Genomic DNA, 20,745 nt, shown 5'->3' on the forward strand with positions numbered 1-20,745 from the left:
ATCCGTGGTGCGGGATGTTCAATAGTTGAAAGTCTTGACCAGCAACAGATCACCGATGGCCCGCAAGGGTACGATGAACGTCTCGCGTTTTTCGTCGACGGTGTTTTCGTTGAGCACCAGATTGATCTGCGAGGTGATCACCTCGTTCTGGTTGCTGGACTCATCGAAGTTATAGCCGCCGCTGCCGAAGTTGCCCCAATAGTTCACGTAAACCAGATAGGTGCCATGCATCGGTGCAGTCATGGTGAACATTTCCGGACCAGGGCCATCGACACCATCCGGGTCGAGGCCGCCGCCGTTGGTCAGCGTCGTGTGGGCGAAAAATGCATGCTGGCCGTCGGGGGTAATAATGTGCAGATCGAGTTCGGCCTTCGGATCGTCCCAACCCAGCACCACGCGAATCCGCGCCGGGGTGCGCAGGTTATTCGCTTCATAGAACTGCACGCGCTTGAGCGACTTGCCTTCGGAACTACGAACTTCGACGCTGTTGGAACCGGCACCGAACGCATACGGGCGGGTGAAACGCCCGTTGTCATCGGTGTACAGATTCAGGGGATTGCCGTTGACCGCGAGGGTGTGAGGCCCGCGTAGCGTGCCAATGGCCTTGAGCTGCCCCTCGATCATCGTGCGATTGCGCTGCACGCCCCGATCGATGGGCGGTGTGGGATAGGCGACTTGAGGGTTTTCACTGCGGTCCAGCAGGCCGTTATAGCGCCAGCCACCCACCGGTTCCGACACTTCGGCCGTGGGCCCCGCCCAGGCAGCCGATGCGCAGACCAGTGTGATCAGCAGTGAAAGAAAACAACGCATGTGACGCCTCCTGCCATGCATAACGAAACCTTGCGCCCGGTCCTCGGCGCGTTACAGATCAAAAAACTGTGTTTCGTCAGAAAGACCCGTGGCTATTGGGTCGTAGAAAGCGCGAAGGTTAGCGATATGGACGACTTTTAACAATCAGATACAACTAAATTTGCGGCAAGGATCACGCCAGCGGCTGGACGACCGACCGAAGAGTGGATCGATCGTCAGCAGGTTCTGACATCAACGTGTTTTTTACCCCGCAACGGCTGCGCCAAATACCCCGCCCATTTGCCCCTCTCCCCCCTATCTGCTAGTGTCGCGCCGGTTTAACGTCTACCGGAAATCGCCGCCATGGCCCGCAAAAAAGCTGCACTGGATTTCGAACAATCGCTCGCTGACCTGCAAACGCTGGTCGAGCGCCTGGAGAACGGCGAGCTGTCGCTGGAAGACTCGCTGACCGCTTTCGAGCAAGGCATCGGTCTGACCCGTGATTGCCAGGCTGCGCTGGCGCAGGCCGAGCAGAAGGTTCAGGTGCTGCTTGAGCGTGATGGCGAGCTGACCGAGACTCCCTTTGACGCGGAACAGCCAGAATGATCGCGGCGTATTCGGCCACCAGCCAGGCCCGGGTCAACGCGGCACTCGAAACCCTGTTCACCGCGCCGAGCCCTGAACTCGCACGTTTATATGAAGCCATGCGCTACAGCGTGATGAATGGCGGCAAACGCGTTCGGCCGTTGCTGGCCTATGCGGCCTGCGAAGCGCTGGGCGGTGAGGCGGAGCAAGCCAACGGCGCGGCCTGTGCGGTGGAGTTGATCCACGCGTACTCGCTGGTGCACGACGATTTGCCGGCGATGGACGACGACGATTTGCGTCGCGGCCAACCGACCACCCATAAAAAATTCGACGAGGCCTGCGCGATTCTCGCCGGGGACGGCCTGCAAAGCCTGGCGTTCAGCGCCCTGCTCGACCCGCGCCTGAATTCAGCCGACGCTGAAATCCGCCTGCAAATGGTCAGCGCCCTGGCGCTGGCGGCGGGCCCGGCCGGAATGGTCGGCGGCCAGGCCATCGACCTGGGGTCGGTCGGCTTGAAGCTTGATCAAAAAGCCCTCGAATACATGCACCGGCACAAGACCGGCGCGCTGATCGAAGCCAGCGTCAAGCTTGGCGCCCTGGCCAGTGGCCGCGCCGAGAAAGACCAACTGAAATCCTTGCAGACCTATGCACAGGCCATTGGCCTGGCGTTTCAGGTGCAGGACGACATTCTCGATGTCGAAAGCGATACCGAAACCCTCGGCAAGCGCCAGGGCGCCGATATTGCCCGGGACAAACCGACTTACCCGGCGCTGCTCGGCCTCGATGCGGCCAAGGCCTATGCCCTGGAACTGCGCGATCAGGCCCTGCACGCACTGCGACCGTTTGACGCGTCGGCCGAGCCGCTGCGTGATCTGGCGCGCTATATCGTCGAACGCCGCAACTGATCCGGCGCTCGTTGCCCACTGCAAATCGGCCAAGTTCCGAGCTCTGCGTGGGCAGCGTGCGATGCATCAGGTAAACTGCCGCCTCTTTTATACCTATAACGATTCGCCTGATGCCCACGACGTTTCATGAGATTCCCCGCAAGCGCCCGACCACGCCCCTGCTCGACCGTGCCAACACGCCGGACGGCCTGCGCCGGTTAGGCGAAGCCGAGCTGGAAACCCTGGCGAATGAGTTGCGCCTGGAATTGCTCTACACGGTCGGTCAGACCGGCGGGCATTTCGGTGCTGGCCTGGGTGTCATCGAGCTGACTATCGCGTTGCATTACGTTTTCGACACCCCGGACGACCGGCTGGTGTGGGACGTAGGTCATCAGGCCTATCCGCACAAGATCCTCACCGGTCGCCGCGAACGCATGGCCACCCTGCGCCAGAAGGATGGCCTTGCGGCCTTCCCGCGTCGCTCCGAGAGCGAATACGACACCTTTGGCGTCGGCCACTCCAGCACCTCGATCAGCGCAGCGCTGGGCATGGCGATTGCCGCCCGCCTGCAAAACAGTGATCGCAAGGCGATCGCAGTGATCGGCGACGGCGCACTGACCGCTGGCATGGCATTCGAAGCGCTGAACCATGCGCCGGAAGTCAACGCCAACATGCTGGTGATCCTCAACGACAATGACATGTCGATCTCGCGCAACGTTGGCGGGCTGTCGAATTACCTGGCGAAGATCCTTTCCAGCCGCACTTACGCCAGCATGCGTGAAGGCAGCAAAAAGGTCCTGTCGCGCCTGCCCGGCGCCTGGGAAATCGCCCGTCGTACCGAAGAATACGCAAAAGGCATGCTGGTGCCCGGCACCCTGTTCGAAGAACTCGGCTGGAACTACATCGGCCCGATCGACGGCCATGACCTGCCGACCCTGATCGCCACCCTGCGCAACATGCGTGACCTCAAGGGCCCGCAGTTCCTGCACGTGGTGACCAAGAAAGGCAAAGGCTTCGCCCCGGCGGAAGTCGATCCGATCGGTTACCACGCGATCACCAAGCTCGAACCGCTGGACGCTCCTGCCGCCGCGCCGAAAAAAGCCGGCGGGCCAAAGTACTCCGGCGTGTTTGGCGAGTGGCTGTGCGACATGGCCGCGGCTGACCCGCGCCTGGTCGGCATTACCCCTGCGATGAAAGAAGGCTCCGACCTGGTGGCCTTCAGCGAGCGCTTTCCGCTGCGCTACTTCGACGTGGCGATTGCCGAGCAACACGCGGTCACTTTCGCGGCCGGCATGGCCTGCGAAGGCGCCAAACCGGTGGTGGCGATCTATTCGACGTTCCTGCAACGCGGTTACGACCAACTGATCCATGACGTCGCGGTGCAAAACCTCGACGTGCTGTTCGCCATCGACCGTGCAGGCCTGGTGGGCGAAGACGGCCCGACTCACGCCGGCAGTTTCGACCTGTCGTTCCTGCGCTGCATCCCCGGCATGGTGGTGATGACCCCGAGCGACGAAAACGAACTGCGCAAGATGCTCAGCACCGGCCATCTGTACAACGGCCCGGCGGCAGTGCGTTACCCGCGCGGCACCGGCCCGAATGCTCCAATCGAGAAGAACCTCGAACCGATCGAAATCGGCAAAGGCGTGATTCGTCGCCAGGGCAGCGTCGTCGCCCTGCTGGTGTTCGGCGTGCAATTGGCCGAAGCACTGAAAGTCGCTGAAAAACTCGATGCGACCGTGGTCGACATGCGCTTCGTCAAACCGCTCGATGAAGCGCTGGTACGCAAGATCGCCGGCAGCCACGAATTGCTGGTGACCATCGAAGAAAACGCCATCATGGGCGGTGCCGGTGGCGCGGTCAGCGAGTTCCTCGCCCGCGAGAACATCCTCAAGTCGATGCTGCATCTAGGCCTGCCGGACGTCTACGTCGAGCACGCCAAGCCAGCGCAAATGCTCGCCGAGTGTGGTCTGGATGAAGCGGGTATCGAAGCGTCCATTCGCGAGCGCCTGCAACTGCTGAACATCTAAATTTCTGGATTCATGCAAAACCCTGTGGGAGCGGGCTTGCTCGCGAAAGCGGACTGATAGTCGACATCCATGTTGGCTGACATACCGTCTTCGCGAGCAAGCCCGCTCCCACATTGGTTTTCGCCCCCCCGCGAATTTGTATCCGCTCCAAAATGCCAATGGATTGCCCATGAAACTCCCTCGTCTCGCCCTGACGTTGTCCCTTTTGCCTGCCGGACAGCTTTTGGCTGACAGCTTCGAACGCGAACAAGCCCTGAAACTGCCCGACGTACTGATCAGCGCCAATCGCGAGGTCGAAGCACGCAACGACAGCAGCGCCGCCAGCACCGTGTTCACCCGTGAAGACATCGACCGCCTGCAACCGAGCAGCGTGACGGACCTGCTGCGCCGAGTGCCGAGTGTACAAGTCGCGCAAAGTGGCGGACGCGGCAGCCTGCCGGGGATTTACATTCGCGGCACCAATTCAGCGCAAACGCTGGTGTTGGTGGACGGTCAACGCATCGGTAACTCGACGTCCGGCGACAGCAACCTGCAACACCTGAACATCCAGCAGATCGAGCGCGTGGAAGTGCTACGCGGTTCACGCTCGGTGATTTACGGCAGTGACGCGATTGGCGGAGTGATTCAGATCTTTACCCGTCGCGGCGCCGAGTCAGGCCTGCAACCGCGCATGCACATGGGCTTTGGCAGCAACCAGACCTGGGAGCGCAGCCTGGGCTTGTCCGGGGGCGACGTGCAAACCCGTTTCAACCTCGGTGCCAGCCTCGATGACACGGCTGGGATCAATCGCACTCATACGTCCTACCCCAGCGATGACGACCATGATGCCTATCGCAACCAGTCCGTCAGCCTGGGCCTGAGCCATGCCGTCAATGACGATATCGAGGCCGGCCTGAACCTCCTCGATAACCGTGGCAAAAACGAGTTCGACAACCCGTTCGGTCGCTACGACATGAACTCCGGCAACAGTGTCCAGCAAAAGCCCTACAACGATTTCACCGTAAGTAGCGTCAGCAGTTATGTCGACGCACGCATCAACGATGCGTGGAAGTCCCGCGTGGAACTGGGCCACAGCGAAAACCGCGAAGAGACCTTCGACAAACTCAGCAACGATCACAGCGTGTTCAACACTTACCGCAACTCGCTGAACTGGCAGAACGACCTGACGCTGAACCAGCAGAACAGCCTGATTCTTGGCGGCGATTGGTATGAAGACCGGGTCAACAGCAGCACAGCGTTTGCCGAAGACAGTCGCTGGAACCGCGCGGTGTTTATCCAGCATCGTTTCCAGGCGGAAAGTTTCTCCACCGAACTGGGTCTGCGTCGCGATCAGAACCAACAGTTTGGCGGCCAGAATAGCTGGAGCGGCACCTTCACCCTGCCATTGAACCCGGACAACGACGTGCTGCTGAGCTACAGCGAAGGCTTCCGCGCGCCGACCTTCAACGACCTCTACTACCCGGACTTCAGCAACCCGCACCTGAAACCCGAAACCTCGAAAAGCTACGAGGTGCAGTGGCGTAGTCAGCTGAGCGAAACCAGTCGGCTGGAAGCCTCGCTGTACCGCACCGACCTTGAAGACGCGATCATCCTCGGCAGCCATTCACGCCCGGAAAACATCGCGGCGGCGCGGATCAATGGTTTCGAAGCCGCCCTCAAGCAGGAGTGGTTCGGCTGGCAGAGCAACCTCGGCGTTGCGATCATCGACCCGCGGGATCAAGACAGCGGCCACACGCTGGCCCGCCGTGCACGACGGACCTTGAGCCTGGATCTGGACCGTCAGTTTGATCGGCTCGGCCTCGGCGCCAGCTGGCAAGCGGTGAGTGGCAGCTATGACGACAAGGACAACCGCCAGCCGCTGGGCGGTTACGCCCTGCTCGGGTTACGCAGCCGTTGGGCGGCGAGTCACGAGGTCACGCTGGAGATGAAAGTCGATAACCTGCTGAACAAGAATTACAGCCGCGCGCTCTACGAGCATGATGGTAGCCAGTATGGGTATCGGGAAGAAGGTCGGGCGTTGATGTTTGGCGTGACGTGGATGCCGGAAATCTAACAAACAACACTGGCCACTGTGGCGAGGGAGCTTGCTCCCGTTCGGGTGCGCAGCAACCGTAATCCAGTTGATGCGGTGTGCCTGATTAGAACCGGTTGCTGAATTTGGGGCTGCTTCGCAGCCCAGCGGGAGCAAGCTCCCTCGCCACAGGTCAACGCTGCGGTGCAATGAGTCGGCACAACTTGGCGGTCGCCGCGATCATCTGCCCGCTCGGCCGCTCCAGGCCTTTATCCGCCACCAACAGCAATTGCCCCTGAGCCACCGCGGTCATCTGCGGCCAGGCTTTCCAGGCGTCGAGCTGTGCCTGGCTGCTGGCGAGGATCACCTGGGGATTACGCGAAAGCACTGACTCCACACTGACCTGCGGCGCTGGCAAGGTCATGTCGGCGAACACGTTGCGCGCACCGCACACTTCAAGCGCATCGCTGATGATCTGCCCGCCGCCCACGGTGTAGAGCGGCTGATCCCAGACCTGATAAAACACCCGAAGCGGTTCTTTGCGCTGATAGCGCTGGCGTAAATCGTCGAGCTGCTTGCGCAAATCAACCGCAAGCATGCGCCCACGTTCGGGTCGGCCGAGCTGCTGGGCGATCGCTTCGATTTGGCGGGTCAGTTGTTTGAGGTTATGCGGTTCGGCGACGTAGGTCGGGATCCCCAATCGGCTCAGTTGCTCACGCTGCGCCGGGCCGACACTGCCAGGCCAGAGCAACAGTAAATCCGGTTTGAGACTGAGCAGGCGCTCAATATCCAGCTGACCGTAACGACCAACAGAAGGAATGGAATTGAGTTCTGCAGGACGCTCGCCAGCATCGAGCACGCCCACCAGCAGGTCGGCCGAGCCCAGTTCAACGACGATTTCCGAGAGTGACGGCGCGAGGCTGACCACCCGCTCTACCGCGACCGCCGAGCCACTGACGGCCAGCAGCAGAACCGCCAGCCAACGGCGCATCAGCCGAGTTGACGCGGAATACGGTAAAGGTAGAACAGCACCGTGGTCGACAGCGCCAACAGCACCAAAGGCACCGCTTCGAGGCCGACGAATACCGCCAGTGCACCGATCCAGGCCGGCAAGGCCGCGACGAGGAATGCCATACGGCGTTTAGCCGCCAAGGCAACCCAGGCTGCGGGTTCTTCCGGGGTATCGAGGGCTTTCTGGGTGGCGATCAAGGCGTGTTTGTAGCCGCCGAAAAACCGCAGGCTGACAAACATCGAGGCCACGCCGGCAATGAAAAACGGCATCGCCAGCACGGGCAGAAACGCCTCGCTCTGGCCGAACACGCCGTTGATCACCAGCAGCGGCAGCAAGGCCAGCGCAAAATATTGCCACCAGTTGACGGACAGCCTCCGCCGGACCTGGCCGCGAGTCACGCCCGATCTGCCTCGCCCTGATGCTCGTTGCCCATCATGTGGTCGAGCTTGCTGGCCTTGGTCGCCAGGTAGAGCTTGTTGTGCGGATTATGGCCAGTGTGCAGCGGCACGCGCTCGGCGACCACGATGCCCATGTCGGTCAAGGCTTTGACCTTGCGTGGGTTGTTGGTCATCAGGCGCAGGGATTTCACGCCCAGGTGCTCAAGCATCGGCAGGCACATGGCGTAGTCGCGCTGGTCAGCGGCAAAACCCAGACGCTCGTTGGCTTCAACGGTGTCGGCGCCGCCATCTTGCAATTCATACGCGCGGATCTTGTTCAGCAGGCCAATGCCACGACCTTCCTGACGCAGGTAAAGCAACACGCCACGACCTTCGCGGGCGATCGCCTGCAACGCCGCCTCGAGTTGCGAACCGCAGTCGCAACGCTGGCTGAACAAGGCGTCGCCGGTCAGGCATTCGGAGTGCAACCGGCCGAGTACCGGGGCACCGTCGGCGACATCACCCAGGCTCAGTACGACGTGCTCGCGGCCAGTAGCCTCATCGAGAAAGCCATGCATGGTGAATTGCGCAAAAGGCGTGGGCAGCTTGGAAGCGGCGACAAAAACGACAGGCACCGGTGTGCTCCTGATCTGTATGTACTGGAGATTCGCAGAGGCGGCATTGTAACAGCAGGTTCCTACAGACGCTTAGGCTGAATTATCGGCCATAACGATCAAAAAGTTTGATCACTGCCCTGCCGGCTTGGCACTCTCATCAAACGGGTAAGGTTGTTTCCAATGCTCGAAAATCGGCTTCAACTGGCCGGTTTTGACCAGCAACGCCATGCGCTTGTCGTACAGCGCCATCAGGGCACGGGCCCGTGGTGTATCGGCGAAACCAAGGTACAACGGCAGTTCGGTCAAGTGTGTGCGTCGGTACAGGGACGGATCCTCAGCTTCTGCGAGCACTTCATTGATTTCCATCAGCGCGTCGATATAGAAGTCCGCCCGAGCCTGTTTGAGCATCGGCAAAATTCCGCTGCGGCGTTCGATCTGGTTATAGCGGTGGATGTTCGGCAGGTAACTTTCGTAGCGATAGCCACGGACCCAGGCCAGCCGGTACGCACCCAGAGTCTCCAGAGTCGGTGCCGGGTTGCTCGCAAGGCCCAGGGCATAGATATGATCGGAGTCGAATTTCCAGTGGGGATACAGGACCTGATCGGCCTCATTGGAATAGGAGCCAACCAGCGCGTCCACTTCACGACGCTGCACCAGTCCCACCGAACGGGTGTAAGGCACGGTGCGAATATCCAGTTTCACCCCGGCCGGCTCGAACACGGCGCGCAAAATGTCCCAGGCCAGCCCATGACCATCGGCGGCGGTGTAGTCATCCCAGTCCTCGCTGGCCAGATGAATCACGGCCGGTGTCGTCGGCACATCCGCCGCACGGGCGAGCGAACAGAACACCCCAAAAACCAGAACCCACAGCCAGCGTCCGACCATCCCCCAGCCCCTCAATCCATTCGCCCCTCAATCAGCCAATCAGGCGAAGTACCGGACCAGCCCCTGCAGCGCCAACCAGGCAAACACGCCTGCCAGCACGTCGTCGAGCATGATCCCGACGCCGCCATGCACATGTCGGTCGATCCAGCGAATCGGCCATGGCTTGAGAATGTCGAAGAAGCGGAACAGCAGGAACCCCGCCAATAGCCAGTACCAACCTGCCGGCACCAGCCACAGGGTGATCCACATCCCGACCATTTCGTCCCAGACGATGCCTTCGTGGTCGTGCACCCGCAAATCGTCGGCAACCTTGCCGCACAGCCAGAAGCCGAACAGCATCGTGATGCCGAGCATCAGCCAGTAACCCCAGTCAGGCAACATCTGCCATAACGGGATAAAGGGTAGCGCAACCAGCGAGCCCCAGGTGCCCGGCGCCTTGGGCAAGGTGCCTGAGCCGAAGCCGAATGCCAGGAAATGCCAGGGATTACGCCAGACCGATGGCGGCACGCGTCCTGCCGGGCTCTGCTTGGGATGATCTGTCACGGTGTCTCCCGAAAATGTTGATAACCCTGGGCTTGCGGGGTGATGTCTTGCCCGTTCGCGTCCAGCAGCATCACGCCCTGCCCGGCCACGACCCGCCCGACAACGTGAATCGGCCAGCCGTCGGCGAGCAGTCCCGGTAGTTGCGCGGGTGGCAGAGTGAACGCCAGCACGTAGTCGTCGCCACCACTCAAGGCTGCCACGCGGGCGGCATTCTCACCGAGAAAGCTCACCAGTGCCGTGGACAGCGGCAGCTTTTCGCTTTCGATCAGCAAGCCGACAGCCGAGGCCTTGGCGATATGCCCGCAATCGGCGAGCAAACCGTCAGAGATATCCAGTGCCGCAGTGGCTTTGCCGCGCAACGCCATGCCCAATTCAAGCTGCGGCTGTGGCGACCAATAATGCGCCAACAACGGCTCGGCAACATCGGCGGGCGCAACGCGCTTACCCAACACCAACGACAATGCACCGGCGGCGTTGCCCAGTTCACCGCCCACGCACACCAGATCACCGGGTTGCGCACCGCTACGGGTCAGTGCCTTGCCTGTCGGGACCCGACCGAACACGGTCATGGTCAGGCTCAGCGGGCCGCGTGTGGTATCGCCACCCACCAGCCGTACACCGCAGTGTTGCGCCATGGCGTTCAAGCCACGGGCAAAGGCGTCCAGCCAATCGGCGGTTACCGTCGGCAAGGTCAGGGCAAGGGTAAAGGCAATGGGGGTGGCGCCCATGGCAGCCAGATCGCTGACCGCCACAGCCAGCGAACGCTGACCGAGCAGAAACGGGTCGCAAGGGTCTGCGAAATGCACACCGGCCACGAGCGTGTCGGTGGAAATTGCCAGCTGCTCCCCTGCGGGAACAGCGAGCAAGGCGCAGTCGTCGCCGATTCCCAGGTCAACGCCTTCGCCGCCTTGCGCACAAGGCGCGACGGCAAAGTAATTGCGGATCAGCTCAAACTCGCCCATGGCAATGGCAGCTCAAGCGCCGATCAGCGCTTGAACGCCTTCACTTCAGCTTCACGCAGGCGCGGGGCCAGCTTGTCGAGTACACCGTTGACGAACTTGTGGCCATCGGTGGAACCGAAGACTTTAGCCAGCTCGATGCCTTCGTTGATCACCACGCGGTAAGGCACGTCGACACGCTTGAGCAGTTCCCAGGTGGACAGGCGCAGAACCGCCAGTTCAACCGGGTCCAGCTCTTCGATTTCGATGTCCAGGCATGGCTTGAGCGCGGTGTCGATCTCGGTGCGATGCGCCGGAACCCCGTGGAGGATTTCGCGGAAGTACGCGGCATCGACATCGGTGAAATCGTTATCGACCCGAAACTGCGCTTCGATCTCGTTCAGCGATTGCTTGGCCATGTGCCATTGATACAGCGCCTGGGTCGCGAGCTGACGGGCTTCGCGACGCTTGACGCTTTTCGATGGTTTGCCAGCATCCGCAGGCTTTGGATCGCGCGGGTTGAAACGATCGCTTTCGTCGCTAATCACTTGGCCTCCAACTGCGCCAGCAGGCTGACCATTTCCAGAGCGGACAAGGCAGCTTCAGCACCTTTGTTGCCGGCCTTGGTGCCGGAACGTTCGATGGCTTGCTCGATCGAGTCGACGGTCAGTACGCCGAAAGCGACCGGTACGCCGAATTCCATGGACACCTGGGCCAGGCCCTTGGTGCACTCGCCAGCCACGTATTCGAAGTGCGGAGTACCGCCACGAATGACCGCGCCCAGTGCGATGATTGCCGCGAACTCGCCCTTCTGAGCGACTTTCTGCGCAACCAGCGGGATTTCGAAGGCGCCAGGGGCACGGATGATGGTGATGTCGCTTTCGCTCACGCCATGGCGAACCAGGGCATCAACAGCACCGCTTACCAGGCTTTCAACAACGAAGCTGTTGAAGCGGCCAACAACCAAAGCGTAGCGGCCTTTGGGGGCGATGAAGGTACCTTCGATGGTCTTCAGGGTCATTCGACAAATCTCTTAAAGAGCCGGGACGCGTTCAGTACGCGTCCCTCAGTGATATTTGAACCGCGAATTCAAGACAAAAACAGCCGGTCTTTATTCGGAGGGCACGTATTCTACAACTTCCAGATCGAAACCGGATATCGCATTAAATTTCATTGGCGCACTCATCAGGCGCATTTTGCGTACGCCCAGGTCACGCAGGATCTGCGAGCCGGCACCGACAATGCTGTAGGTGGTCGGTTTTTTCGGCTGTGCGTGATCGGCGGTTTCGCGGATATGCGCCAGCAACACGTCGCCATCGAGCGGGTGACCGAGCAGCAGCACCACACCGCTGCCAGCCTCGGCAACCGCGGCCATGGCGGCGCGCAGGCTCCAGCGGCCTGGCTGCTTGACCATCAACAGGTCGCGCAGCGGGTCCATGTTGTGCACGCGAACCAGGGTCGGTTCTTCGGCGCAAATGGTGCCCAGGGTCAGTGCCATGTGCACGTCGCCTTCCACCGAATCACGATAGGTCACCAGATTGAACTGGCCCAGTTCGCTGTCCAGCGGCTGCTCGGCAATCCGCTGAACGGTACGTTCGTGGATCATCCGGTAGTGAATCAGGTCGGCGATGGTGCCGATCTTGATGTTGTGTTCAGCGGCGAAGGTTTCCAGTTCGGCGCGACGGGACATGGTGCCGTCGTCGTTCATCACTTCGCAGATCACTCCGCTCGGCTCGAAACCGGCCATGCGCGCCAGGTCGCAAGCCGCTTCGGTGTGGCCGGCGCGGGCCAGGGTGCCGCCGGCCTGGGCCATCAGCGGGAAGATGTGGCCGGGGCTGACGATGTCTTCGGCCTTGGCGTCTTTGGCGGCGGCCGCTTGCACGGTGCGCGCACGATCAGCCGCAGAGATACCGGTGGTGACGCCGACAGCGGCTTCGATCGACACGGTGAACTTGGTGCCGAAACCTGAGCCGTTGCGCGGTGCCATCAATGGCAGCTTGAGCAGCTCGCAGCGCTCGCGGCTCATCGGCATGCAGATCAGGCCACGGGCGTGCTTGGCCATGAAGTTGATATGTTCTGGCTGGCAACACTCGGCGGCCATGATCAGGTCGCCTTCGTTCTCGCGGTCTTCGTCATCCATGAGGATGACCATCTTGCCTTGGCGGATGTCTTCAACCAGTTCTTCGATGCTATTGAGCGCCACGCGGCACCCCCCTTCTTTCAAAAATTGAGTTTCAGGAATTGAGGTAGCCGTTCTCGGCCAGAAAGCTTTCGGTAATGTTGCCCTTCGAGGATTCTGCGGCCTTGTCACCCAGCAATAGACGCTCCAGGTAACGGGCCAGCAGATCGACCTCAAGGTTGACCCGGCGACCTGGCTGGTAAGACGCCATGATGGTTTCGCTCAGGGTGTGCGGAATGATCGTCAGCAAGAACTCGGCGCCATCGACCGCATTCACCGTCAAGCTGGTGCCGTCGACCGTGATCGAGCCTTTATGGGCGATGTATTTGGCCAGGTCTTTCGGCGCACGAATGCGGAACTCCACGGCACGGGCATTCTCGGTACGCGCAACCACTTCGCCGACACCGTCGACGTGACCGCTGACCAGGTGCCCACCGAGGCGGGTGGTCGGGGTCAGGGCTTTTTCCAGGTTGACCGGGCTGCCGCTTTTCAGGTCACTCATGGCGGTGCAGTCGAGGGTTTCGCGACTGACGTCCGCTGCAAAGCCATTGCCCGGTAGTTCAACCGCCGTCAGGCAAACGCCGTTGACCGCGATGCTGTCGCCGAGCTTGACGTCGCTCAGGTCGAGCTTGCCGGTTTCTACGTGAACCCGCACATCACCACCTTTTGGGGTCAATGCACGGATGCTGCCGATGGATTCGATGATGCCGGTAAACATGGAGTCCTCCTCGAGAACTGGGCCAGTGCTGTAGCAATGGCCGAGAATTATACGCTCGCCGATGGCATGGGGATGGCAATGACTCGCCAGTCATCGCCCACCGCGCGGATTTCTGTGATTTTCAGCTCTGGCGCATCCTTCATTTGCGCGAGTGGCCAGTCCAGCAATGGTCGCGCCGTGGAGCCAAGGAACTTGCCCGCGATGAAGATCTGGAATTCGTCCACCAACCCTTGCTGGGCAAACGCTCCAGCTAGACGCGGGCCGGCTTCCACCAGCACTTCGTTGACACCACGGGCAGCGAGTTCGACCAGCAGCTTGCGCAGGTCGACCTGGCCATCATCGCCGGGCACGATCAGGCATTCAGGGCCGTTGGCGTATTGTTCTTCCACCGCGACACAGGTGGCGACCAGCGCCGGGCCAGCCTTGAAAAACGGCGCATCGAGCGGCACGCGCAGGCGGCCGTCGATCAGCACGCGAAGCGGCGGGCGGCTCATGGCGAGCGCAGTTTGCTCGGCATCCAGGCCCAACTCGTCGGCACGCACGGTCAAGCGCGCGTCATCGGCCAGCACCGTGTCGGCACCGGTCAACACGACGCTGGCCTGAGCCCGCAGACGCTGCACGGCAGAGCGGGCGGCGGGGCCGGTGATCCATTGGCTTTCGCCGCTGGCCATGGCGGTGCGACCGTCGAGGCTCATCGCCAACTTCACCCGCACGAACGGCAAGCCGTGTTCCATGCGTTTGAGAAAACCTTCATTGAGCTTGCGCGCCTCGCCTTCGAGCACGCCGCTGCGGGTCTCGATGCCCGCCTGCTCCAGACGCTGCAGGCCGCGGCCGGCAACCTCCGGGTTCGGATCCTGCATCGCCGCAACCACTCGCGCCAGGCCGGCGTTCACCAGCGCATCGGCGCACGGCGGTGTGCGGCCATGATGGCTGCACGGTTCCAGCGTGACGTAGGCGGTGGCACCGCGGGCGTTTTCGCCGGCGTCGCGCAAGGCGTGGACTTCGGCATGCGGTTCGCCGGCGCGCACATGCCAGCCTTCGCCGACAATCTGCCCGTCACGCACGATCACGCAACCCACTCGAGGGTTGGGATGGGTGGTGTAGTGACCTTTGCGCGCCAGTTCCAGCGCACGCGCCATGTAATGGGCGTCGAGGACCTGTTGTTCCGGGGAGATGCTCATTCTTTTACCGGCTCACGGGCCAGGCGATCGATCTCTTCGCGGAACTCATTGAGGTCCTGGAAGCGGCGATACACCGAAGCGAAACGAATGTAGGCGACTTCATCGAGCTTTTGCAGCTCGGCCATCACCAGTTCACCGACCACGAGGGATTTGACCTCGCGCTCGCCGGTGGCGCGCAGTTTGTGTTTGATGTGTACCAGCGACGATTCAAGACGCTCGACGCTCACCGGGCGCTTCTCCAGCGCACGCTGCATGCCGGCGCGAAGTTTTTCTTCGTCGAACGGCTGACGGCTGCCGTCGGTTTTGATCAGGCGCGGCAACACCAGTTCGGCGGTTTCGAACGTCGTGAAACGTTCGCCGCAGGCCAGGCATTCGCGCCGACGGCGCACCTGTTCGCCCTCGGCGACCAGACGCGAGTCGATGACCTTGGTGTCGTTGGCACCGCAGAAGGGACAGTGCATGGTGGCAGGCAACAAAAAAAGGGAGGGCCATGGTAGCGCATCCCACTGGCAAGACAAGCCATAGGGTTTGCGGTATACAGACGAGCTATATTGTCTGATCGATGGATTTCACTTTGCTGGAGCCGCAAATGCCGCTACGACCGCTTGTTTTACTCAGTCTCGTCGGCCTGCTGGTCGCGTGTAGCAGTAGCGCACCCAAACCGGCGGCACCGACCCCAGGCCCTGCGCCGGAGATGGCCCAGAAGAAAGCCCAGGCCTCAGCCGACCTCGGACCGCTACCCGCGTATCAACGAGAATTGAGCGGCACCTTGCAGGGCGTGCCGGCCGGCGCCGAGGTTGAACTGGCGTTGCTGGTGATCGACGAACGCTCCCGGCCGCAGCAATTGCTCGCCAGCGCCAACCTGATCGGCAACAACAAGGCTCTGCCATTCCATCTGCGATTCAATCCCGACTCGTTCCCGGTCGGTGCACGCGTCGAACTGCGGGGTCGCGCCAGCCAGTCCGGGCAGTTGATCCTGCACCTGCCGGCGCAACGCATCTTTGAGCCGAAGACCCAGGCCCTGGGCCAATTGCAGTTCCTCAAAGCGCCATGAATGCACCGCTCGACCTGCAACAGGCGTTAAGTGAACTGCTCGGCGATGCCCAGCTGGTCCGGTGTCCGCTGCCTGAGACCACGTTGAAACTCTGGCTGATCGACGGCGACAACATGGACCGCGCCTTCAGCCCGGAAGAAACCCGGCGCATTCTGCACGAGCCACCGTACTGGAGCTTTTGCTGGGCCAGCGGCCTGGCGATGGCCCGTTACCTGGCGGAGCATCCGCAGTGGGTTGCCGGCAAGCGCGTGCTGGATTTCGGCGCCGGCTCCGGGGTGGCGGGGATTGCAGCGGTCAAGGCCGGGGCGCTGGAAGTGGTGGCCTGTGATCTTGATCCATTGGCAATTGCAGCCTGCCGGGCGAATGCCGAACTTAATGACGTCCAGCTCAGCTACTCGACAGACTTTTTTGCCGAGGCCGATCGTTTTGATCTGATTCTGGTGGCCGACGTGTTGTACGACCGGGCCAACCTGCCGTTACTCGATGAGTTTCTCAGCCGTGGCCGCGAGGCGTTGGTGGCGGATTCACGAGTTCGGGATTTCCGTCATCCGTTGTACCAGCGGCTGGAAATGCTTGAGGCAATGACATTGCCGGACCTGGCCGAACCAGAAGAATTTCGGCATGTGAGCCTGTACCACGCTTCCCGGAGATGATTGCTCCCACGCTCTACGTGGTAACGCGCAGCCCGGGACGCTCCGCGTCCCTTTGACGGCGTGACGCAGAGCGTCACAGGAGGCATTCCCGCGCAGAGCGTGGGAACGATCAGTGCGCCCCGCTTTCAGCGCCCCCCGCCAAGCCTTATAGTTCCCCCATTCACGTTTTCTTCGAGATTCCCCATGAGTCAAGACACGCCGTATATCTTCGACGCCACTACTGCCGATTTCGACCAGTCGGTGATCGAGAACTCGTTCCACAAGCCGGTGCTGGTGGATTTCTGGGCTGAATGGTGTGCGCCGTGCAAGGCGCTGATGCCGATGCTGCAAACCATCGCCGAGAGCTATCAGGGCGAGTTGCTGCTGGCCAAGGTCAACTGCGACGTCGAGCCGGACATCGTTTCGCGCTTTGGCATTCGCAGCCTGCCGACAGTAGTGCTGTTCAAGGACGGTCAGCCGGTGGACGGCTTTGCCGGCGCGCAGCCTGAATCCGCTGTCCGCGCACTGCTTGAGCCGCACGTGCAAATGCCACCGCCGGCCGCCGCTGACCCATTCGAACAGGCTCAGGCGCTGTTCGACGAAGGTCGTTTCGCGGATGCCGAAGCCATGCTGAAAGTGCTGCTGGGTGAGGACAATACCAACGCCCGCGCGTTGATCCTCTACGCGCGCTGCCTAACCGAACGTGGCGAGCTGAGTGAAGCCCAGGCCGTGCTCGATGCGGTGAAAAGCGATGAACACAAAGCCGCATTGGCCGGCGCCAAGGCGCAGATCAAGTTTCTCGGCCAGGCCGCTGACTTGCCGGATGTCGCCGACCTGAAATCGCGCCTGGCGCAAAACCCGCAGGACGATGAAGCCGTCTATCAGTTGGCGATACAGCAACTGGCCCGCCAACAATACGAACCGGCACTGGACTCTCTGCTCAAGCTGTTCATCCGCAATCGCAGTTACAGCGAAGGGTTGCCGCACAAGACCCTGCTGCAAGTGTTCGAACTGCTGGGCAACGATCACCCGTTGGTGACCGTTTATCGCCGCAAGCTGTTTGCAGCGCTCTACTAGGCCTGCTCGATCCAACTGTAGAGCGGCGTATCCCCGCCGCTCACGACCTTGACCTCTGCACTATGGCGCAAGCGCACCAGCAGACGTTTACCGGCGAAGGTGTTGCCGGTCAAACCCTCCAGTTGCTCCAGCAAATCCGGCCCCGTCAGTTGGCCGGACTTGCGCAGCAGATCCTTGGCGAGCTGCCACAGCAGCTCATCCTGATTGACCGGTTTGACCACCGGTTCGGCCACCGCTGCACCGCTTTCTGATTTGCTTACCAGCAACTGCGCGCCAAGCCGCGCCCAGTCCCCATCGTCCAATTCCAGGGTCAAATCCACCGGCCAATCGCCGATGCTTCCACGAATGCGCAACATTGGGGTTTCCTCAGGTTTATGACGAACATGCTCCCACGCGTCTTGCGCAACGCCAAGCGGACAGTCAAACTCTCGCCATTCTTGTTATAAGATTACATAACAAAATTTTCATCTTCCTTCCCGGAGAGATTCCATGCGCCGTCTGTTACTCGCTTTGCCGTTTGCCCTGTTGCCGCTGGCTATCGCTCAGGCCGCTGAAGTTCATGATCACGAACATGAACACGGCAGCCTGGGCGCCCACGAACACGGCGTCGGGCGTTTGAACGCGGCGCTGGACGGTCAGACCCTGGAACTGGAGTTGGAAAGCCCGGCGATGAACCTGGTGGGCTTCGAACACGTTGCCAGCACTGATGCAGACAAGGCCAAAGTCGCCGCCACCCGTGCGCAACTGGAGAAACCGCTGGTGCTGTTCAGTCTGCCAAAAGCGGCCAACTGCGTAGTCAGTCAGCAAGAACTGAACAGCCCGCTGTTCGGTGATAAACCGGATACCGATGATCATGACGACGATGACGACCACGCGACTGACGGTAAAGGCGCAGCCGCCGAAGAGCATCACCACGATCACAGCGAAATCCACGCGCACTACCAATTCACCTGCGCCGCCCCTGGCGCGCTGAAGACCCTGGACTTGTCGCAAGTGTTCATGACCTTCCCCGCGACGCAGAAAATTCAGGTACAACTCATCAGCCCAAGCGGCCAGCAAGGGGTTGAAGTGACCTCGAAGGCTGCGGCGCTGAAATTCTGATCCACCCCAAAACTAATGTGGGAGCGGGCCGGGCGGCGTTCCGATGCTCGCGAAGGCGATTTATCATTCAGCATTGATGTTGACTGACCCACCGCTTTCGCGAGCAAGCCCGCTCCCACAGGGTTCACTTCCAATCTGGCCGGTTTCACATGACCCAAGCACTCATCGAACTGTCAGACCTGGGCTTCAACTGGCCCGGTCATCCGCCTTTACTGGATATCCCGGCGTTTCGCCTGGAGCCCGGTGAAACGCTGTTTCTCAAAGGCCCCAGCGGCAGTGGCAAGACCACCCTGCTCGGCCTGCTCGGTGGCGTGCAGAAGCCCAATCGCGGGAGCATTCGCCTGCTCGGCCAGGAGCTGACCGAACTGTCGGCCGGCGCCCGCGATCACTTTCGGGTCGACCACACGGGCTACATCTTCCAGCAGTTCAACCTGCTGCCGTTTCTCTCGGTGCGCGAGAACGTCGAACTACCGTGTCACTTCTCCAAACTGCGCGCCAGCCGCGCGACTCAGCGCCACGGCAGCATTGACCAGGCCGCTGCGACCTTACTCGCGCACCTGGGGCTCAAGGATGAAAACATGCTCGGCCGCCGCGCCGACTCGTTGTCCATCGGCCAACAGCAACGGGTCGCCGCTGCCCGCGCGCTGATCGGTCAGCCAGAGCTGGTGATCGCCGACGAACCGACCTCGGCGCTCGACTACGACGCCCGTGAGGCATTTATCCGTTTGCTGTTCGCCGAGTGCCGCGAAGCCGGTTCCAGCCTGCTGTTCGTCAGCCACGACCAGAGCCTGGCGCCGCTGTTCGATCGTCACCTGTCGCTGGCCGAACTCAATCGCGCCGCCACGCCGCTCGAGGTCTGAAATGTATTTGTTTCGTCTAGCCATGGCCAGCCTGGCTAACCGCCGCTTCACCGCGATCCTCACCGCGTTCGCCATCGCCCTGTCGGTCTGCCTGCTGTTGGCGGTGGAACGGGTGCGCACCGAAGCCAAGGCCAGCTTTGCCAGCACCATCAGCGGCACCGACCTGATTGTCGGCGCGCGCTCAGGCTCGGTGAACCTGTTGCTGTACTCAGTGTTCCGCATCGGCAACGCCACCAACAACATCCGTTGGGACAGCTTCGAGCACTTCGCCAACAACCCGAAAGTGAAATGGGCGATCCCGATTTCCCTCGGTGACTCGCATCGCGGTTATCGAGTGATGGGCACCACCGATGCCTACTTCCAGCATTACCAGTACGGCCATCAGCAAAACCTGCAACTGGCCAGCGGCCGGGCGTTTGCCACGGATCCGTTCGAAGTGGTGCTGGGTGCCGAAGTGGCCGATGCGCTGCATTACAAACTCGGCGACAAACTGGTGCTGGCTCACGGCGTGGCAGTGATCAGCCTGGTCAAGCACGATGACAAACCGTTCACCGTGGTCGGCATCCTCAAACGCACCGGCACTCCGGTCGACCGCACGTTGCACATCAGCCTCGGCGGTATGGAGGCGATTCACATCGATTGGCACAACGGTGTACCGGCTCAGGGCAACGGTCGTATCAGCGCCGATCAGGCGCGCAACATGGACCTCACGCCGCAAGCCATCACCGCGTTCATGCTCGGTCTCAACAACAAGATTTCGACCTTCGCCGTGCAACGCGAGATCAATGAATTCCGTGGCGAGCCAATGCTGGCGATCCTCCCGGGCGTCGCCTTGCAGGAGCTCTGGAGCCTGATGGGCACCGCTGAAAAAGCGCTGTTCGTGGTGTCGCTGTTCGTCGTGCTGACCGGGTTGATCGGCATGCTCACGGCGATTCTCACCAGCCTCAACGAACGTCGCCGAGAGATGGCGATCCTGCGTTCGGTCGGCGCCCGGCCGTGGCACATTGCAACGCTGCTGGTGCTGGAAGCCTTTGCGTTGGCGCTGTCCGGGGTGATTGCGGGCCTGGCGCTGCTGTATGTGTGCATCGCTACGGCTCAGGGTTACGTGCAATCGACCTACGGCTTGTACCTGCCGCTGGCCTGGCCAAGCGAGTATGAATGGACGCTGCTCGGTGGCATCCTGATCGCCGCGCTGCTGATGGGCAGCGTGCCGGCCTGGCGCGCCTATCGCCAATCGTTGGCCGATGGTCTGTCGATCCGTTTATGAGGACA

The 20,745-nt window shown here is 61.3% G+C and carries 24 protein-coding genes; 10 read left to right on the forward strand and 14 right to left on the reverse strand.

Annotated elements, in window-relative coordinates:
• Nucleotides 1–18: 18 nt before the first annotated feature.
• Nucleotides 19–810, reverse strand: a complete 792-nt coding sequence (locus KRR23_RS24820; protein ID WP_054594235.1) for a YfaP family protein — start codon at nt 808–810, stop codon at nt 19–21.
• A 342-nt stretch (nt 811–1,152) separates the two neighbouring features.
• On the opposite strand from KRR23_RS24820, the gene KRR23_RS24825 reads away from it, so the two are divergent.
• The 4 genes from KRR23_RS24825 to KRR23_RS24840 all read left to right on the forward strand — a co-directional run bounded on the left by KRR23_RS24825 (nt 1,153) and on the right by KRR23_RS24840 (nt 6,341).
• The gene (locus KRR23_RS24825) at nt 1,153–1,395 is read left to right on the forward strand and encodes an exodeoxyribonuclease VII small subunit (RefSeq protein ID WP_216744641.1); all 243 of its coding nucleotides are present in this window, start codon (nt 1,153–1,155) and stop codon (nt 1,393–1,395) included.
• Nucleotides 1,392–2,279, forward strand: a complete 888-nt coding sequence (gene ispA, locus KRR23_RS24830) for a (2E,6E)-farnesyl diphosphate synthase (protein WP_216744642.1) — start codon at nt 1,392–1,394, stop codon at nt 2,277–2,279. Before KRR23_RS24825 ends, ispA begins: the two co-directional genes overlap by 4 nt.
• 110 nt (nt 2,280–2,389) lie before the next feature.
• The gene (gene dxs, locus KRR23_RS24835; protein ID WP_216744643.1) at nt 2,390–4,288 is read left to right on the forward strand and encodes a 1-deoxy-D-xylulose-5-phosphate synthase; all 1,899 of its coding nucleotides are present in this window, start codon (nt 2,390–2,392) and stop codon (nt 4,286–4,288) included.
• Between the two features lie 169 nt (nt 4,289–4,457).
• A complete protein-coding gene (locus tag KRR23_RS24840; protein WP_216744644.1) occupies nt 4,458–6,341 on the forward strand; it encodes a TonB-dependent receptor in 1,884 nt (627 codons plus the stop codon).
• 151 nt (nt 6,342–6,492) lie between these two features.
• On the opposite strand, the gene KRR23_RS24845 is transcribed toward KRR23_RS24840, so the two are convergent.
• From KRR23_RS24845 to nrdR, 12 genes are all read right to left on the reverse strand, one after another.
• Nucleotides 6,493–7,290, reverse strand: a complete 798-nt coding sequence (locus tag KRR23_RS24845) for a cobalamin-binding protein (protein WP_216744645.1) — start codon at nt 7,288–7,290, stop codon at nt 6,493–6,495.
• A complete protein-coding gene (locus KRR23_RS24850; protein ID WP_216744646.1) occupies nt 7,290–7,709 on the reverse strand; it encodes an MFS transporter in 420 nt (139 codons plus the stop codon). The genes KRR23_RS24845 and KRR23_RS24850 overlap by 1 nt, the downstream gene beginning before the upstream one ends.
• The gene (gene ribA, locus KRR23_RS24855) at nt 7,706–8,323 is read right to left on the reverse strand and encodes a GTP cyclohydrolase II (RefSeq protein WP_019693842.1); all 618 of its coding nucleotides are present in this window, start codon (nt 8,321–8,323) and stop codon (nt 7,706–7,708) included. Before ribA ends, KRR23_RS24850 begins: the two co-directional genes overlap by 4 nt.
• Nucleotides 8,324–8,434: 111 nt before the next feature.
• Entirely contained in the window at nt 8,435–9,190 is a 756-nt protein-coding gene (locus tag KRR23_RS24860; RefSeq protein ID WP_216744647.1) for an ABC transporter substrate-binding protein, read from the reverse strand.
• A gap of 39 nt (nt 9,191–9,229) precedes the next feature.
• Entirely contained in the window at nt 9,230–9,733 is a 504-nt protein-coding gene (locus KRR23_RS24865; RefSeq protein ID WP_216744648.1) for a phosphatidylglycerophosphatase A, read from the reverse strand.
• Nucleotides 9,730–10,695 (reverse strand): thiamine-phosphate kinase, encoded by a 966-nt coding sequence (thiL, locus tag KRR23_RS24870; RefSeq protein ID WP_216744649.1) that lies wholly within the window; start codon nt 10,693–10,695, stop codon nt 9,730–9,732. The genes KRR23_RS24865 and thiL overlap by 4 nt, the downstream gene beginning before the upstream one ends.
• A 23-nt stretch (nt 10,696–10,718) precedes the next feature.
• Nucleotides 10,719–11,219 carry a transcription antitermination factor NusB gene (gene nusB, locus KRR23_RS24875; protein WP_019693846.1) on the reverse strand — a complete coding sequence of 167 codons (501 nt, stop codon included), beginning with the start codon at nt 11,217–11,219 and terminating at the stop codon, nt 10,719–10,721.
• Nucleotides 11,216–11,692, reverse strand: coding sequence for a 6,7-dimethyl-8-ribityllumazine synthase (gene ribE, locus KRR23_RS24880; protein WP_003228649.1), 477 nt, complete (start codon nt 11,690–11,692; stop codon nt 11,216–11,218). Before ribE ends, nusB begins: the two co-directional genes overlap by 4 nt.
• A gap of 90 nt (nt 11,693–11,782) precedes the next feature.
• Entirely contained in the window at nt 11,783–12,874 is a 1,092-nt protein-coding gene (gene ribBA, locus KRR23_RS24885) for a bifunctional 3,4-dihydroxy-2-butanone-4-phosphate synthase/GTP cyclohydrolase II (protein WP_054594246.1), read from the reverse strand.
• A gap of 31 nt (nt 12,875–12,905) precedes the next feature.
• Nucleotides 12,906–13,568 carry a riboflavin synthase gene (locus KRR23_RS24890; RefSeq protein ID WP_216744650.1) on the reverse strand — a complete coding sequence of 221 codons (663 nt, stop codon included), beginning with the start codon at nt 13,566–13,568 and terminating at the stop codon, nt 12,906–12,908.
• Between the two features lie 47 nt (nt 13,569–13,615).
• Nucleotides 13,616–14,749 carry a bifunctional diaminohydroxyphosphoribosylaminopyrimidine deaminase/5-amino-6-(5-phosphoribosylamino)uracil reductase RibD gene (ribD, locus tag KRR23_RS24895; RefSeq protein WP_216744651.1) on the reverse strand — a complete coding sequence of 378 codons (1,134 nt, stop codon included), beginning with the start codon at nt 14,747–14,749 and terminating at the stop codon, nt 13,616–13,618.
• A complete protein-coding gene (gene nrdR, locus KRR23_RS24900) occupies nt 14,746–15,210 on the reverse strand; it encodes a transcriptional regulator NrdR (protein ID WP_003228656.1) in 465 nt (154 codons plus the stop codon). The genes ribD and nrdR overlap by 4 nt, the downstream gene beginning before the upstream one ends.
• 128 nt (nt 15,211–15,338) lie before the next feature.
• On the opposite strand from nrdR, the gene KRR23_RS24905 reads away from it, so the two are divergent.
• The 3 genes from KRR23_RS24905 to trxA all read left to right on the forward strand — a co-directional run bounded on the left by KRR23_RS24905 (nt 15,339) and on the right by trxA (nt 17,512).
• On the forward strand, nt 15,339–15,803 hold the full coding sequence (locus KRR23_RS24905) for a hypothetical protein (RefSeq protein WP_216744652.1): 465 nt from the start codon (nt 15,339–15,341) through the stop codon (nt 15,801–15,803).
• Entirely contained in the window at nt 15,800–16,456 is a 657-nt protein-coding gene (locus KRR23_RS24910) for a methyltransferase (RefSeq protein ID WP_216744653.1), read from the forward strand. Before KRR23_RS24905 ends, KRR23_RS24910 begins: the two co-directional genes overlap by 4 nt.
• 183 nt (nt 16,457–16,639) lie before the next feature.
• Entirely contained in the window at nt 16,640–17,512 is an 873-nt protein-coding gene (trxA, locus tag KRR23_RS24915; protein WP_216744654.1) for a thioredoxin, read from the forward strand.
• Here trxA and KRR23_RS24920 read toward each other — a convergent pair.
• Nucleotides 17,509–17,868: a hypothetical protein gene (locus KRR23_RS24920; protein WP_216744655.1), complete on the reverse strand. Its 360-nt coding sequence runs from the start codon at nt 17,866–17,868 to the stop codon at nt 17,509–17,511. The two genes, trxA and KRR23_RS24920, sit on opposite strands and share 4 nt — an antisense overlap.
• A 133-nt stretch (nt 17,869–18,001) precedes the next feature.
• Here KRR23_RS24920 and KRR23_RS24925 point away from each other — a divergent pair, with 133 nt between their 5' ends.
• The 3 genes from KRR23_RS24925 (at nt 18,002) to KRR23_RS24935 (ending at nt 20,740) form a co-directional block, all read left to right on the forward strand.
• Complete coding sequence (locus KRR23_RS24925; protein ID WP_216744656.1) at nt 18,002–18,613, forward strand: DUF2796 domain-containing protein; 612 nt, start codon at nt 18,002–18,004, stop codon at nt 18,611–18,613.
• Between the two features lie 149 nt (nt 18,614–18,762).
• Entirely contained in the window at nt 18,763–19,473 is a 711-nt protein-coding gene (locus KRR23_RS24930; protein WP_216744657.1) for an ABC transporter ATP-binding protein, read from the forward strand.
• A gap of 1 nt (nt 19,474) precedes the next feature.
• Complete coding sequence (locus KRR23_RS24935; RefSeq protein ID WP_216744658.1) at nt 19,475–20,740, forward strand: ABC transporter permease; 1,266 nt, start codon at nt 19,475–19,477, stop codon at nt 20,738–20,740.
• Nucleotides 20,741–20,745: the final 5 nt, after the last annotated feature.

Origin of the sequence: Pseudomonas sp. CVAP#3 (assembly GCF_018986375.1) — a bacterium.
Classification (GTDB): domain Bacteria; phylum Pseudomonadota; class Gammaproteobacteria; order Pseudomonadales; family Pseudomonadaceae; genus Aquipseudomonas; species Aquipseudomonas helvetica.

Coding starts and splice junctions, on each gene's coding strand:
- KRR23_RS24820 (WP_054594235.1), bottom strand. CDS start 810: ATGCGTTGTTTTCTTTCACTGCTGATCACACTGGTCTGCGCATCGGCT.
- KRR23_RS24825 (WP_216744641.1), top strand. CDS start 1,153: ATGGCCCGCAAAAAAGCTGCACTGGATTTCGAACAATCGCTCGCTGAC.
- ispA (WP_216744642.1), top strand. CDS start 1,392: ATGATCGCGGCGTATTCGGCCACCAGCCAGGCCCGGGTCAACGCGGCA.
- dxs (WP_216744643.1), top strand. CDS start 2,390: ATGCCCACGACGTTTCATGAGATTCCCCGCAAGCGCCCGACCACGCCC.
- KRR23_RS24840 (WP_216744644.1), top strand. CDS start 4,458: ATGAAACTCCCTCGTCTCGCCCTGACGTTGTCCCTTTTGCCTGCCGGA.
- KRR23_RS24845 (WP_216744645.1), bottom strand. CDS start 7,290: ATGCGCCGTTGGCTGGCGGTTCTGCTGCTGGCCGTCAGTGGCTCGGCG.
- KRR23_RS24860 (WP_216744647.1), bottom strand. CDS start 9,190: ATGGTCGGACGCTGGCTGTGGGTTCTGGTTTTTGGGGTGTTCTGTTCG.
- thiL (WP_216744649.1), bottom strand. CDS start 10,695: ATGGGCGAGTTTGAGCTGATCCGCAATTACTTTGCCGTCGCGCCTTGT.
- ribE (WP_003228649.1), bottom strand. CDS start 11,692: ATGACCCTGAAGACCATCGAAGGTACCTTCATCGCCCCCAAAGGCCGC.
- KRR23_RS24890 (WP_216744650.1), bottom strand. CDS start 13,568: ATGTTTACCGGCATCATCGAATCCATCGGCAGCATCCGTGCATTGACC.
- ribD (WP_216744651.1), bottom strand. CDS start 14,749: ATGAGCATCTCCCCGGAACAACAGGTCCTCGACGCCCATTACATGGCG.
- nrdR (WP_003228656.1), bottom strand. CDS start 15,210: ATGCACTGTCCCTTCTGCGGTGCCAACGACACCAAGGTCATCGACTCG.
- KRR23_RS24905 (WP_216744652.1), top strand. CDS start 15,339: ATGCCGCTACGACCGCTTGTTTTACTCAGTCTCGTCGGCCTGCTGGTC.
- KRR23_RS24910 (WP_216744653.1), top strand. CDS start 15,800: ATGAATGCACCGCTCGACCTGCAACAGGCGTTAAGTGAACTGCTCGGC.
- trxA (WP_216744654.1), top strand. CDS start 16,640: ATGAGTCAAGACACGCCGTATATCTTCGACGCCACTACTGCCGATTTC.
- KRR23_RS24920 (WP_216744655.1), bottom strand. CDS start 17,868: ATGTTGCGCATTCGTGGAAGCATCGGCGATTGGCCGGTGGATTTGACC.
- KRR23_RS24925 (WP_216744656.1), top strand. CDS start 18,002: ATGCGCCGTCTGTTACTCGCTTTGCCGTTTGCCCTGTTGCCGCTGGCT.
- KRR23_RS24930 (WP_216744657.1), top strand. CDS start 18,763: ATGACCCAAGCACTCATCGAACTGTCAGACCTGGGCTTCAACTGGCCC.
- KRR23_RS24935 (WP_216744658.1), top strand. CDS start 19,475: ATGTATTTGTTTCGTCTAGCCATGGCCAGCCTGGCTAACCGCCGCTTC.